At 63.3% G+C, this 13,071-nt stretch carries 14 protein-coding genes; 8 read left to right on the top strand and 6 right to left on the bottom strand.

All coding sequences use genetic code 11. The features are described from left to right. Window positions 1-229: 229 nt before the first annotated feature. Window positions 230-922, bottom strand: coding sequence for a FadR/GntR family transcriptional regulator (locus FHS02_RS07690; protein WP_175424834.1), 693 nt, complete (start codon window positions 920-922; stop codon window positions 230-232). Between the two features lie 186 nt (window positions 923-1,108). On the opposite strand from FHS02_RS07690, the gene garD reads away from it, so the two are divergent. Together garD and FHS02_RS07680 are read left to right on the top strand one after the other, a co-directional pair. Continuing rightward, window positions 1,109-2,677 carry a galactarate dehydratase gene (gene garD, locus FHS02_RS07685; RefSeq protein ID WP_137314617.1) on the top strand — a complete coding sequence of 523 codons (1,569 nt, stop codon included), beginning with the start codon at window positions 1,109-1,111 and terminating at the stop codon, window positions 2,675-2,677. A 128-nt stretch (window positions 2,678-2,805) separates the two neighbouring features. Further along, window positions 2,806-3,621: an NAD-dependent epimerase/dehydratase family protein gene (locus FHS02_RS07680; RefSeq protein WP_137314618.1), complete on the top strand. Its 816-nt coding sequence runs from the start codon at window positions 2,806-2,808 to the stop codon at window positions 3,619-3,621. Window positions 3,622-3,779: 158 nt separating this feature from the next. Here the strand turns inward: FHS02_RS07680 and FHS02_RS07675 are convergent, their stop codons facing one another. The 3 genes from FHS02_RS07675 to FHS02_RS07665 all read right to left on the bottom strand — a co-directional run bounded on the left by FHS02_RS07675 (window position 3,780) and on the right by FHS02_RS07665 (window position 5,506). Further along, window positions 3,780-4,613, bottom strand: a complete 834-nt coding sequence (locus tag FHS02_RS07675) for a ChaN family lipoprotein (RefSeq protein WP_137314619.1) — start codon at window positions 4,611-4,613, stop codon at window positions 3,780-3,782. A 134-nt stretch (window positions 4,614-4,747) separates the two neighbouring features. Continuing rightward, the gene (locus FHS02_RS07670; protein ID WP_371870559.1) at window positions 4,748-4,924 is read right to left on the bottom strand and encodes a DUF3224 domain-containing protein; all 177 of its coding nucleotides are present in this window, start codon (window positions 4,922-4,924) and stop codon (window positions 4,748-4,750) included. A 36-nt stretch (window positions 4,925-4,960) separates the two neighbouring features. Further along, window positions 4,961-5,506 (bottom strand): DUF1697 domain-containing protein, encoded by a 546-nt coding sequence (locus tag FHS02_RS07665; RefSeq protein WP_137314620.1) that lies wholly within the window; start codon window positions 5,504-5,506, stop codon window positions 4,961-4,963. 114 nt (window positions 5,507-5,620) lie between these two features. Between FHS02_RS07665 and FHS02_RS07660 the strand changes: the two genes are divergently transcribed. Together FHS02_RS07660 and FHS02_RS07655 are read left to right on the top strand one after the other, a co-directional pair. After that, window positions 5,621-5,908: a hypothetical protein gene (locus FHS02_RS07660; protein ID WP_137314621.1), complete on the top strand. Its 288-nt coding sequence runs from the start codon at window positions 5,621-5,623 to the stop codon at window positions 5,906-5,908. Further along, the gene (locus tag FHS02_RS07655; RefSeq protein ID WP_137314622.1) at window positions 5,905-6,747 is read left to right on the top strand and encodes an HDOD domain-containing protein; all 843 of its coding nucleotides are present in this window, start codon (window positions 5,905-5,907) and stop codon (window positions 6,745-6,747) included. The genes FHS02_RS07660 and FHS02_RS07655 overlap by 4 nt, the downstream gene beginning before the upstream one ends. Before the next feature lie 277 nt (window positions 6,748-7,024). Here FHS02_RS07655 and FHS02_RS07650 read toward each other — a convergent pair whose 3' ends face one another. Continuing rightward, complete coding sequence (locus FHS02_RS07650) at window positions 7,025-7,390, bottom strand: hypothetical protein (protein WP_137314623.1); 366 nt, start codon at window positions 7,388-7,390, stop codon at window positions 7,025-7,027. Between the two features lie 523 nt (window positions 7,391-7,913). On the opposite strand from FHS02_RS07650, the gene miaB reads away from it, so the two are divergent. From miaB to ybeY, 3 genes are read left to right on the top strand one after another with little or no spacing between them, the layout of a single operon-like run. Continuing rightward, window positions 7,914-9,245 carry a tRNA (N6-isopentenyl adenosine(37)-C2)-methylthiotransferase MiaB gene (gene miaB / locus FHS02_RS07645; protein ID WP_137317500.1) on the top strand — a complete coding sequence of 444 codons (1,332 nt, stop codon included), beginning with the start codon at window positions 7,914-7,916 and terminating at the stop codon, window positions 9,243-9,245. Between the two features lie 30 nt (window positions 9,246-9,275). Beyond that, window positions 9,276-10,331, top strand: coding sequence for a PhoH family protein (locus tag FHS02_RS07640; RefSeq protein ID WP_137314624.1), 1,056 nt, complete (start codon window positions 9,276-9,278; stop codon window positions 10,329-10,331). Beyond that, on the top strand, window positions 10,315-10,785 hold the full coding sequence (ybeY, locus tag FHS02_RS07635; protein WP_137314625.1) for an rRNA maturation RNase YbeY: 471 nt from the start codon (window positions 10,315-10,317) through the stop codon (window positions 10,783-10,785). The genes FHS02_RS07640 and ybeY overlap by 17 nt, the downstream gene beginning before the upstream one ends. Window positions 10,786-10,986: 201 nt before the next feature. On the opposite strand, the gene FHS02_RS07630 is transcribed toward ybeY, so the two are convergent. Further along, window positions 10,987-12,000, bottom strand: coding sequence for a transporter (locus tag FHS02_RS07630; protein ID WP_137314626.1), 1,014 nt, complete (start codon window positions 11,998-12,000; stop codon window positions 10,987-10,989). A 145-nt stretch (window positions 12,001-12,145) separates the two neighbouring features. On the opposite strand from FHS02_RS07630, the gene FHS02_RS07625 reads away from it, so the two are divergent. Next, complete coding sequence (locus tag FHS02_RS07625; protein WP_229422825.1) at window positions 12,146-13,069, top strand: CorC family transporter; 924 nt, start codon at window positions 12,146-12,148, stop codon at window positions 13,067-13,069. Window positions 13,070-13,071 lie beyond the last annotated feature (2 nt).

Raw genomic sequence — 13,071 nt, 5'->3', positions numbered from 1 at the left:
GGGTAGTTCCGCTGATGGTATCGAATACATCCTGTCTCCTGTCGCGGCGCCATTCGATGCGGTGCCGCGCTGCTGTGTTCGTTGTTGCCGTTCCGGTACTGCGAGTCTTGTGCTGCTGTTTTTCCGGTACTGCCCGTTGTCAGTTCTGCTGCTTTATTACTACCGCTTTATTACTGCTGCTCTATTACTGCTGCCTTGTTACTGCAGCCCTATTGCTGGCTGTTTTTCCTCAGCCGCGCGAGAACGTCCGCGTCACGCGCTCGAGGTGCGCGCGCATCGCCCGCCGCGCCGCGGCCGCGTCATGCGCCGCGATCGCCTCGAAGATGCGGCGGTGGTCCTTCAGCGTTTCCTGGCGCAGCTCTTCCGTCTGGAAATGCTCCTTCAGCTTGTGCCACAGCCGGCCGCGCTGGTTCCACAGGTAATCCATCGTGCCCACCAGCGCGCCGTTGCCGGTGGCGCGGGCGATCGCCAGGTGGAAGTTGCGGTCGGCCTGCTCGTTGGTCGTCTTGTTGGCGTGGTGCGCTTCCATCTCCTCGACCGCCTTGAGGATCGCGTCGATCGCATTGTCGGTGGCCACGCGGGCCGCGATCGCCGCCACTTCCGCCTCGATCAGGCGGCGCGCCGACAACACCTCGAACGGACCCGGTCCCGCTTCCGGCAGACTGGCTTCCTGCTCCGCTTCGCACACATAGACACCCGAGCCGCCACGCACTTCGATCACGCCGCCCAGCTCCAGGGCGATCAGCGCTTCGCGCAGCGAGGCCCGGCTGACCGACAGCTTGGTGGCCAGGTCGCGCTCGGACGGCAGGCGCGCTCCCGGCGCGATGCCTTCGTCGCGGATCAACTGCGCGATGCGGTCCGCGACCACGCGGTAAAGTCGTGGTTCGGAGTGCTCGTTCAGCGCTGGCGGACGTTTCAGCATCTTTCTTTTCATTATTTTATTTGGTCAGGCCATTCTAAACCGGTCAGACCAAATGAGCAATGTGGACTAGCCAAAAATTTGGGCATCTGTCATACTGAAGTCATCAGACAACTCGCCGGTACGTCTGGTCGTTGCGCAACTACAACAGCGCCGATCATGCGGCGCCGGCCCCCTCAGGACAGAATCATGACAGCGAGCATTCCGCGCCGTATCCTCATGCACGCCAACGACAACGTGGCAATCGTCGTCAACGATGGCGGCCTGCCGGCGGGCACCGTTTTCGATGACGGCCTTACGCTGGTCGAGGCCGTGCCGCAAGGCCACAAGGTGGCGCTGGCCGACATCGCGCAGGGCCAGAGCGTGCTGCGCTACAACGTTTCGATTGGCCGCGCCGTGCGCGACATTCCGAAAGGCAGTTGGGTTTCCGAGCAGTTGCTGGAGATGCCGCCGGCACGCGAGCTGGACAACCTGCCGATCGCCACCGTCAAGGTGCCGCCGCTGGAACCGCTGGAAGGCTATACGTTCCAGGGCTACCGCAATGAAGACGGCACGGTGGGCACGCGCAATATCCTCGGCATCACTACGACCGTGCAGTGCGTTTCCGGCGTCGTCGAATTCGCGGTCAAGCGCATCAAGGCCGAGCTGCTGCCGAAGTACCCGAACGTGGACGACGTGGTCGGCCTCGAACACACCTATGGCTGCGGCGTGGCGATCGATGCGCCGGGGGCCAACATCCCGATCCGCACGATCCACAACATCAGCAAGAATCCGAACTTCGGCGGCCAGGCGATGGTGGTTTCGCTCGGCTGCGAAAAGCTGCAGCCGACCCGCCTGTTCCCGGCCAACTCGATCCAGATCCGCCGCAAGGACGACACGGTGGCGACCGAGCCGCCGGTGGTCTGCCTGCAGGACGCCGGCAACGTGGGCTTCATGTCGATGGTCGACTCGATCATGCAGACGGCCGAGGCGCAGCTGGAAGTGCTGAACAGGCGCCAGCGCGTGACCTGCCCGGCCTCCGACCTGGTGGTCGGCGTGCAGTGCGGCGGCAGCGATGCGTTCTCCGGCGTGACCGCCAACCCGGCCGTCGGCTTCGCCACCGACCTGCTGGTGCGCGCCGGCGCCACCGTGATGTTCTCGGAAGTGACGGAAGTGCGCGACGGGATCGACCAGCTGACCTCGCGCGCCGTCAATGCCGAGGTGGCCCAGGAAATGATCCGCGAGATGGCGTGGTACGACGCGTACCTGACCCGCGGCGGCGTCGACCGCAGCGCCAACACCACGCCGGGCAACAAGAAAGGCGGCCTGTCGAACATCGTCGAAAAGGCGATGGGCTCGATCGTCAAGTCGGGCAGCGTGCCGATTTCGGGCGTGCTGTCGCCGGGCGAGAAAGCCACGACGAAGGGCGTCAAGGGCCTGCTGTATACCGCCACCCCGGCATCGGACTTCATCTGCGGCACGCTGCAGCTGGCTGCCGGCATGAACCTGCACGTGTTCACCACCGGCCGCGGCACGCCATACGGCCTGGCCGAATGCCCGGTGATCAAGGTGGCCACGCGCGACGACCTGGCGCGCCGCTGGCACGACCTGATGGACGTGAACGCGGGCCGCATCGCCACGGGCGAGGCGACCATCGAAAGCGTGGGCTGGGAACTGTTCCAGCTGCTGCTCGATACCGCGAGCGGCAAGAAGACCTGGGCCGAGCACTGGAAGCTGCACAATGCCCTCGTCCTGTTCAACCCGGCGCCGGTGACCTGACGCTGCTTCCTCCTGCGGCGCGGTCACCCGATCAAGCTGCCGCGAATCTTTCCGATCAATCCGCCGCCCCCGGCGGATTCGGTTAGGATGCTCCTTCCCGAACCTTCGTACGAGACTAAGAGACGACAATGACGACGAAAAAACCTTTCAAGCGCCTGTTGCTGACCGGCGCGGCCGGCGGCCTGGGTAAAGTGCTGCGCGAGCGGATCAAGCCATGGGCGGATGTGGTCCGCCTGTCCGATATCGGGGACATGGGCGAAGCCGGCGAAGGCGAAGAGATTTTCCAGGCCGACCTGGCCGACAAGCAGGCCGTTTTGAAAATGGTGGAAGGCGTCGACGCCATCCTGCATTTCGGCGGCATCTCGACCGAGAACACGTTCGAGAACATCATGTTCGCCAACATCCAGGGCACGTACAACATCTACGAAGCGGCCCACCGCCACGGCGTGAAGCGCATCGTGTTCGCATCGTCGAACCACGCGATCGGCTTCTACCCGCAGACGCAGGTGATCGATGCGGACGACCCGCCGCGCCCGGACAGCATGTACGGCATCTCGAAGGTGTTCGGCGAACAGCTGTCGCGCTACTACTTCGACCGCACCGGCATCGAGACCGTGTGCCTGCGCATCGGTTCGTCGTTCCCGTCGGTGAACAACCCGCGCATGATGTGCACCTGGCTGTCCTATGACGACCTGCTGGAAGCGCTGCGCGTCTCGCTGCTGACCCCGCGCGTGGGCCACACGATCCTGTTCGGCGCCTCGAACAACAAGCGCCAGTGGTGGGACAACCGCAAGGCCGCCCACCTGGGCTTCCAGCCGAAGGACTCCTCGGAACAGTTCCGCGCCGACGTGCCGGAAAGCGGCGAATATCCGCCAGCCGACGACGCCACGTTCAACTACCACGGCGGCAAGTTCATCTTCGACGGGCCGATGTACAAGGACTGACCGCAAAAAGGGCGCATCGAGCGCCCTTTTTTATTGCCTGAAACCGCAGCCTCGTTTCTGGTGTCGAAACAAATAGGGACGGACCCTGTTTTTGAGGAAATTTCCTTAAAAACAGGCGGTCCGGCGTCCCGGTCCGTCCCTATTTTATTGTCCCTATTTTATTTCTTGAACTTGGCGCAGGGATCGGCGCGCTTGGCGGCCGGGATCGACCGCACTTCGTCGAACAGCTCCTTCTGGCCGCCGCCCTCCACGTAGCCGACCGCCTTCACGGTCAGCTTGCTGCCGACGGTGTTCAGCCAGCGCGGCACGCCGATGTCCTTGCGCACGTGGCCGTTGCCGGCGATGAGCACCACGTCGCGTGGCTGCTGGTCGCGGATCAGCTTGGCCATCCAGATGTCGCGCGCCATCTGCGCGTCGACCATGCCCGGGATCATCATGGCCGGCAGCATATTGCAATGGCCGGTGCGGATCTCGTTCTCCTGCGCCTTGCGCCAGTCGGCCGAGATCGGCTCGTTCAGCCGGTACTCGGCCACCGTCTTCGCATCGAAGCTCGATGCCACGCCGTCGCGCACCACCTTCGACGCATTCGCGCGCGACAGGTTGACGGCGACGACCGGCAGGTGCTTGTCCAGCGCCAGCTGGATCACCGGGTAGTACTGCTGCCAGTCCCAGCCTTTCTTGTTCATCACGCGGATCACGCAGCCGGCATCGACGCAGCCTTTCACCGCATCATCGAGCAGCGCCTGGTCTTCGTGATCGAACTGTTCCATGGCGATGACGGGATGCCAGCCCGCATCGACGCGCTTTTTCAGGTCGTCGAAGCGCAGCTTGTGGCCCTGCGTATTGTCGTGCACTTCGCCCAGCAGCAGCACCTGGGGATTGGCCGCTTCCTGCATGCCGGTGATGCGGCCGGCCGCGCTGTCTTTCTTGATGGCGCCGCAGCCGGCCAGCAGCACGCCAGCCAGCACGGCAACGAGTGGGAGATGTTTCATGGGAACGTCGTGTTCGCTATCGAAGTGCGCAGTCTACCCCAACTGCAGGCAGCGACAGCCGGGCCGGGAATGCCGCCGCCAGCGGGACCGGCGCGGCAAGCGATGACGGGACGCTACCGCAGCGGCTGCGCAAGCTACAGCGTGTAATCGAGATCGTAGTAATGCTTGCCGTCCTCGACGCGGATGGCCAGCGTGCCGGCGATGCCGGCCAGTTCGCCGGCGCCCGAGTCCGGCGCGATGACGATGCGCAGTCCGGCATGCGCGCCGCCCATCACGCCGGCATGTTGCAGCACGAAGCTGCCCGCGCGAATTCGCCGCTCGCTTTCGCCACACGCTTCTCCATGGAGTCAAGGTTCCATTGCCAGGGAATGCAATTTGGTCATGGTACTCCAGTTGCGGGTGGTCACGGCATCGCCCAGCAGGTTGCCCATCGCGGCGGCGACGCGGCTGGCCAGCACGCCGTCCACGCACCACAGATAGGCTGCCCACCGGCCCAGCGCGAATGCTTCGGGCTGCCATTGCTGGTGCGCCAGCGCTTCCAGCTTGCTCCGGTCGGCCGGGTTGCTGAGCACCGCCACCATCAGCCGCGAGGGATCGGTGGCCATGTCCAGCAGGGGGTTCGCGGCGACGATGTCGGCCAGTTGCGGCGCATCGAGGACCGTCACGCGGGCCGGCACGCCGAGCTTGAGCACCAGTGCTTCCTCGATGCGCATGGCGGACCGCGTGGCGTCGGCCGCCGGGCAGTCGAACACGGCATTGCCGCTGTTGAGCAGGGTGCGCACGCCGGAAAAGCCCAGGTCGCCCAGGACCGTGCGCAGATCCGCCATCGCGATGCGCTTGGCCCGGCCGACGTTGACGCCCCGTAGCAAGGCAATCTGCCGCTGTGTGCTCATGAATCCCCCTTTGCCCGCAGTATGCGTCAGCCGCAGCGAAGCGGGCGCCCGGCTTGCGGTCCCGGCCTTGCCGGCAGGGCATGGTGTAAGATCAGCCCGAACGAGGAGGAAGCGATGGAGATTCGCGATCTGCCGCTGGCGCAAGCACGCGCCGGCATGGTGCTGTCGGGCGAACTGCGCGATGCGCAGGGCCATGCGTTGCTACCGGAAGGAGCCATGCTGACGCCGGCGATGCTGGCCTCGCTGGCGCGCCACGGCATCGATACCGTGCCGGTGCGCCATCCGCACCGCGAACGTATCGATTACCTGTTCCGCAGGCTCGACCCTGGCGCTGCGGATGCCTGGGCCGGCAACGCGCTGCGCGCCTGCCTTCATGCCTACCGCTCCGGAGCACGACGATGAGCAGGCTGGGCTACGACGATGTCGTGAACAGCCTGGACGACCTGCCCTCCCTGCCCGCCATCGTGATGGAACTGTTGAACAGCATCGATGCGGAAGAAGTCGATATCGCGGTGCTGGCCAGGAAAGTGGCGCAGGACCAGGCGCTGACCGCCAAGACGCTGCGCCTGGCCAACTCCCCGCTGTATGGCCTGCAGGTCAGGATCACGACGATCCAGCAGGCGATCACCTATCTCGGCTTCCAGACCGCGCGCAACCTGATCACCGCCGCGGCGCTGACCGGGTGCTTTCCCGAACACCGCTGCGCCGGCTTTTCCCACGCGGCCTTCTGGCGGCATTCGATCGCCACCGCCATCTGCGCGAAGACGCTGGCGCGCCACCTGCGCTTCAACCAGGACTACGCCTTCACCGCGGGCCTGCTGCACGACGTGGGCCGGCTGGTACTGGTCAGCGGTTTCCCCGACCACTATGCCCGGGTGATCGCGTGGCGCAGCGCCCACGACACGCCGTGGCTCGACGCGGAACGCGCGGTGCTCGGCATCGACCATGTCGATGCCGGCCTGGCATTGGCCGAGCACTGGAATTTTTCCGAGACGATGCGGCGCGCCATCGGCCATCACCACGCGCCGGAATTGCCGGGCGCCGGCTTCCTGGCCACGATCATCCACGTCGCGGACGCGATGGCGCATGCGCTCGACCTGGCCGGCGTGGCGGACGAACTCGTGCCGCCACTGTCGGCCGTGGCATGGCAAGCCGTCGGGCTGGACGAGGAAACGTGCCTGCGGGTGTGCGAAGAAACGGAAACGCAATTCGACGCGATGGCGTCGGTGCTGCTGTCGTAGGTACTGCTGTCGCAGGTACTGCTGCAACGACTACTGCTGCAACAACTACTGCTGCAACAACTACTGCTGCAATAAATACTGTTGTAACAAATTTACGCGAGAATGCAGGAAGATCGCGGTGACGAAGAAGCCGGCTGGTGTGATCGGGGCAATGCAATGCGGGGCAACGTAATACGGGCAACGTACTACGGCCCAACGTAATGCAGGCAATGGAATACAGCAATGCCGGCGAATGCGGCAAGGAGTGGCCGGAGCGTGGCGCTCCGGCCGGCATGGCTCAGTGCGTGTAATTGCCTTCTGGCTTCTGCTGAGCTTGTTGTGCCGCGGCGGCGGCGGCCTGCTGTGCGGCCTTTTCCTCTGGTTTCGGGCGGCCTTGCGCGTCGGACAGGCGATATTTGGTACGGCGGTCGCCCATCAGGTCGCGCAGGTCGCGGATGCTCATGCCCGTCACTTCATGCATGCGGATCAGCAGCGAAGCACCCACCGGCAGCCGATGGTGGCGGATCTTGCTGATAACGGGTGGCGCCACTTCCAGCAGGCGCGACAGGGCAGCATCGTTTTTCAGTTGCATCTTGCCCAGTAAGATATCGAGCAGGTGATTCGGGTTGTAGCTTTCTTGAGAAGCGAGTGCGTGGTGTGCCATGATTGATCCTCGTCGATATAGTAGATTGAAGATGCTGCTCCGGACATAGGGAAAGACCGCGATTTTCCACCTTGGTTTCAAAATTCAGTTCCAAATCCTGTTTCGAATCCTGTTTCGAATCCTGTTTCGAAATCCTGTTTCCAGATTCTGTTTCCAGATCCTGTTCCGGAGCAAGTACGCCATGATTCCTGGCGCAAGGGCCGGCGACCATCGGGTTGAAAATTGCACTTTCTGCAAAATTCTATGCCCAAACAAGCACGCTCCAGCCTAGCGATGCCAAGCGAAGATTTAATTGAAATCAATCATTCGCTAAGAAACTTGACAACAATGCTATTTCACCACACGGAAATAGTAGGCAGCGCACGATAGAACCTGTGGGAAATTGTTACAGACTTCAACTCAGCAGTAACGAAGTCGGCAAGATGTTGCCGAGCCGATATTGATGAGCTAGAAAGCCGCATTCCTGGAGGCACCGGAAGTTTTTCCGTATTTCATCCACATGAATTACGGTAAACTGCCGGCCATGCAGAAAAAAGTATTCATCAAGACCTTCGGCTGCCAGATGAACGAGTACGACTCGGACAAGATGGCGGATCTCCTCGGCGCCACGGATGGCCTGGTGCGCACCGACGCCCCGGAAGAAGCGGACGTCATTCTCCTCAACACGTGCTCGGTGCGCGAGAAGGCGCAGGAAAAGGTGTTTTCCGACCTGGGCGTGTTCCGCAAGCTGAAGGAGAAGAACCCCGATCTCGTGATCGGCGTGGGCGGCTGCGTGGCATCGCAGGAAGGCGAAGCGATCGTCAAGCGGGCGCCGCAGGTGGATATCGTGTTCGGCCCGCAGACCCTGCACCGGCTGCCGAAAATGATCGAGCTGCGCCGCCACAGCGGCAAGCCGCAGGTGGACATCACTTTCCCCGAAATCGAAAAATTCGACCACCTGCCGCCGGCGCGCGTCGACGGCGCGTTTGCGTACGTGTCGATCATGGAAGGCTGCAGCAAGTACTGCAGCTATTGCGTGGTGCCCTATACGCGCGGCGAGGAAGTGTCGCGCCGCTTCGACGACGTGCTGACCGAAGTGGCCGGGCTGGCCGCGCAAGGCGTCAAGGAAGTGATGTTGCTGGGCCAGAACGTGAACGCGTTCCGCGGCGAGATGGCCGATGGCCAGCAGGCCGACTTCGCGCTGCTGATCGAATACGTGGCGGCAATTCCCGGCATCGAGCGGATCCGCTTTGTCACCAGCCACCCGAAGGAATTCACGCAGCGCCTGGTCGACTGCTACGCGCGCATTCCGCAACTGGCCGACCACCTGTACCTGCCGGCCCAGCACGGTTCGGACAGGATCCTCGGCGCGATGAAGCGCGGCTATACGGCCCTGGAATACAAGTCGATCATCCGCAAGGTCAAGGCGGTGCGGCCGGACATCACCATCGCCTCGGACTTCATCGTTGGTTTCCCCGGCGAAACGGAAGAAGATTTCGACGCGATGATGAAGCTCATCGGCGACGTCGACTTCGACAACTCGTTCAGCTTCATCTTCAGCAAGCGTCCCGGCACGCCGGCCGCCAACCTGGCGGACGACACGCCGCACGAGGTCAAGCTGGCGCGGCTGCAGCGGCTGCAGGCGCTGATCGACGCCAACACGAAACGGCACAGCGCGGCCATGGTCGGCAAGACGATGCGCGTGCTGGTCGAAGGCCCGTCGAAGAATGGCGGCAACGAACTGGCTGGCCGCGCCGGCAACACGCGCACCGTGCTGTTCGATGGTGGCGACACGCCTGCCGCACTGCATGGCAAGATGGTCGATGTAATCATTACGGAAAGCCTGTCCTATTCCCTGCGCGGCGAGCTCGCCTGATCCTGCCGCGCCTTCTGCCCCGACCATACATTGAAAACAAAGATCCCTGTACAGCCGCACTACTTCATCCCGGAACCGCTGGACAACACGCGGCTGGCCAATCTGTGCGGTCCGCTCGATGAAAACCTGCGCCAGATCTCCGCGGCGCTCGATGTGACGATCTTCCGGCGTGGCGAGAAATTCATCGTCAGCGGCACCAATGCCGAACGCGCCGTGCAGATCCTGGAAAAATTCTACGCGGTGGCCGAGAAGGCCGTGCCGATCGAGGAGGTGCAGCTGGGCCTCGTCGAACAGCGCACTAGCCAGGCCACGCCCGATGGCGAGGAAGAGGAAGAACCGCCGTTCAACGATCCGGACATCGCCAGCCCCGTGCTGAAGACGCGCCGCAGCGACCTGCGCGGCCGCACGCCGCACCAGATCCGCTACCTGCGCAATATCCTCGAACACGACATCAGCTTCGGCGTCGGCCCCGCCGGCACCGGCAAGACGTACCTGGCCGTGGCCTGCGCCGTCGACGCACTGGAACGCGATGCGGTCAAGCGCATCATCCTGTGCCGCCCCGCCGTGGAGGCGGGCGAGCGGCTGGGCTTCCTGCCTGGCGACATGGCACAGAAGGTCGACCCGTACCTGCGCCCGCTGTATGACGCGCTGTACGACCTGCTGGGCTTCGACCGCACGCAGAAGATGTTCGAGAAGCAGGTGATCGAGATCGCCCCGCTGGCCTACATGCGCGGGCGTACGCTGAACCACGCGTTCGTGATCCTGGACGAGGCGCAGAACACCACCGCCGAGCAGATGAAGATGTTCCTGACGCGTATCGGCTTCGGCAGCAAGGCCGTGGTCACCGGCGACGTCACGCAGGTCGATCTGCAGAAGCACCAGAAGAGCGGTCTGGTCGACGCCATCGAGGTGCTGCGCGACGTGCGCGGCATCGCCTTCTCGCACTTCTCCAGCGAAGACGTGGTGCGCCACCCGCTGGTGGCCCGCATCGTCGACGCCTACGACAGCGCCCACCTGAGTACCGCCGACATCGCGCCATTGCTGAAACCCGTCAAGAGCACCGCCCGGAATGTCCGAAAAAAATAAGCTGACCCTGTCGGTGCAGTACGCCGACACCCGCCTGCAGGAAACCATCACCCGCCCGCTGATCCGCAAATGGGTGAAGGCCGCCCTGCTCGCCCCGGCCGAACTGACGATCCGCTTCGTCGACGCGGCCGAAGGCCAGGAACTGAACCGCGAATACCGCGGCAAGGACTACGCCACCAACGTGCTCACGTTCGCCTACAACGAAGGCGAGGAGATCGCCGACGACGAACCGACGCGTGCCGACATCATCCTGTGCACCGACGTGCTGGAACGCGAAGCCGCCGAGCAGAAGAAAACGGTCGAGGAGCACACCGCCCACCTGATCGTGCACGGCGTGCTGCATGCGCAGGGCTACGACCATGAAGAGGACGACGAGGCCAACGAGATGGAAAGCCTCGAGACCGAGCTGCTCGAAGGGCTGGGCTACACCGATCCCTACGCGGCGGAGAAGTAACGCCAGGCATGCAAAACCTGGTGACAACCTGGTGACAGACACCAGTTTTTTTGGAACATGTGTTGCAAATTAATAGGTGTCTGTCACCGGTTTTCGAGCTGTTTTCGCTTCAAAACCGGTGACAGACACCATTTATTCTGGAACATGTGTTGCAAATTAATGGGTGTCTGTCACCGGTTTTCGGTTGTTAGCCTGTCTGTATTACTCCAGTTCCCGCCGCCGCCGCATCACTACCCACCCGGCCACGCATGTGAACGCGGCCACGATCCCGGCAATGATCCAGAACCCGGAAGCGTCGCTGGCCAGCGGCACGCCGCCCACGTTCATGCCCAGCAGGCCGGCGATGATGTTGATCGGCAGCGCCAGCACGGTGACGATCGTCAGCGTGTACAGGCTGCGGTTATTGCCTTCGTTGACGAGCGCGGCGATTTCTTCCTGCAGCAGCTTGATGCGTTCCTGCAGGGTGGCGATGTCGTTCAGCGTGACGGCGAATTCCTCGCTGGCCTCGCGCAATTCCTGGCGATCCTGCACGGTGACCCACACGGGCGGCCGCTGCAGCAGCCGGAACATGGCGGCCGGCTCCGGCGCCAGCAGCCGCTGCAGCCGCACCAGCACGCGCCGCAGCGCGCCCAGGTCGGCGCGCTTGTATTTCAGCTGGCCGGACAGCAGGTTGTCCTCGATGTTGTCGACCTTGCCGGTGGCCACGCGCACGATACGCGTCAGCACGTCCGCCTGGTCGCGCAGCAGGTGGGTCAGCAGCACGACGGACGAGGCGATCGGCTCGCCGCGCCGCACGGCCTGGCGCAGCCGCTCGATTGCCTGCAGCGGACTGCGTCGCGCGCTGATGACGAGCTGCCGCTCCACGGACAGGTACAGGCTGGCGATGTCGGACGGCTCGAACGAAAAATCGCGCAGCACGTCGTTGACGACGGCCACCAGCGTATCGTCGGCCTGCTCGATGCGGGTCGAGCGCGATCCCTGGTGCAGGCAGTCGTAGAATTCCTCGGACAGCCGCACCTGCTCGCGCAGCCATTTTTCGCTGGCCGTATTGGCCAGGTTGAAGTGCAGCCACAGGAATTCGCCCGGCTGCCCGGCATTCGCGTGCAGCCATTGCGCCGCCTCGGCCGCCTCGATCGGTACCGCCTGCGGGCCGCGCCCGAACAGGTAACCGCACACCAAGCCATTGTGATCCGATCCGTATTCCAGCGCCTGCATGATTCCTCCCGGCATCAGCCTACCAGACGAATATGACAGCGGCATAGTAGCGGATGAGTGCGCGATGACTTTTTGTTAAAAAGCGCTCATCCATTCCGTTTGGTGTATCCTGTATCCCTTCGAAACAAATGGCTTTATGCCTGCTATGCAAGAGCACTCTAGTAGCGTCAGGAATGACGCTAACCCCAACCGTAGTCTTACCTCCCGTAACGGCAAGAGCGAAGCGAAGCCCCATCGCTCCCTGCTCGAACGACTGACCGCGCTGATCTCTCCCGAGCCGGAAAACCGCTCGGAGCTCCTCGAAGTCCTGCACGAAGCCCACGAACGCAACCTGATCGATGCCGACGCGCTGTCGATGATCGAAGGCGTGTTCCAGGTTTCGGACCTGTCCGCGCGCGACATCATGGTGCCGCGTTCGCAGATGGACGTCATCGACATCACCAAGCCCATCGACGAGTGGATGCCGCTCGTGCTGGAAACGGCGCACTCGCGCTTCCCGGCGATCGAAGGCGAACGCGACAAGGTGGTCGGCATCCTGCTGGCGAAAGACCTGCTGCGCTACTACGCCGAGGAATCGTTCGACGTGCGCAGCATGCTGCGCCCGGCGATCTTCATTCCGGAATCGAAGCGCCTGAACGTGCTGCTGCGTGATTTCCGCGCCAACCACAACCACATGGCGATCGTCGTCGACGAATACTCCGGCGTGGCCGGCCTGATCACGATCGAGGACGTGCTCGAGCAGATCGTCGGCGATATCGAGGACGAATACGACTTCGACGACGAGGAAGACAACATCCTGTCGATCCGCGAAGGCCAGCTGGGCCCGCGCTGGCGCGTCAAGGCGCTGACCGAGATTGCCCAGTTCAACGAGGAACTGGATGCCAACCTGCCGGACGACGACGTGGACACCATCGGCGGCTTCGTCTCCAAGCACCTGGCCCGCATGCCCCACAAGGGCGACGTGTTCGACATCGGCAACCTGCGCTTCGAAGTGCTGCGCGCCGATGCGCGCCAGATCCACGTGCTGACCGTCGAGAAACTGCCACCCGCCATCGACGAGCAGGACTGATG

The organism is Pseudoduganella umbonata, assembly GCF_014192225.1.
In the GTDB taxonomy this organism is placed as follows: domain Bacteria; phylum Pseudomonadota; class Gammaproteobacteria; order Burkholderiales; family Burkholderiaceae_D; genus Rugamonas; species Rugamonas umbonata.
Note: the sequence above shows the minus strand (reverse complement) of the source record. Positions and strands in the feature narration are given on the sequence as shown.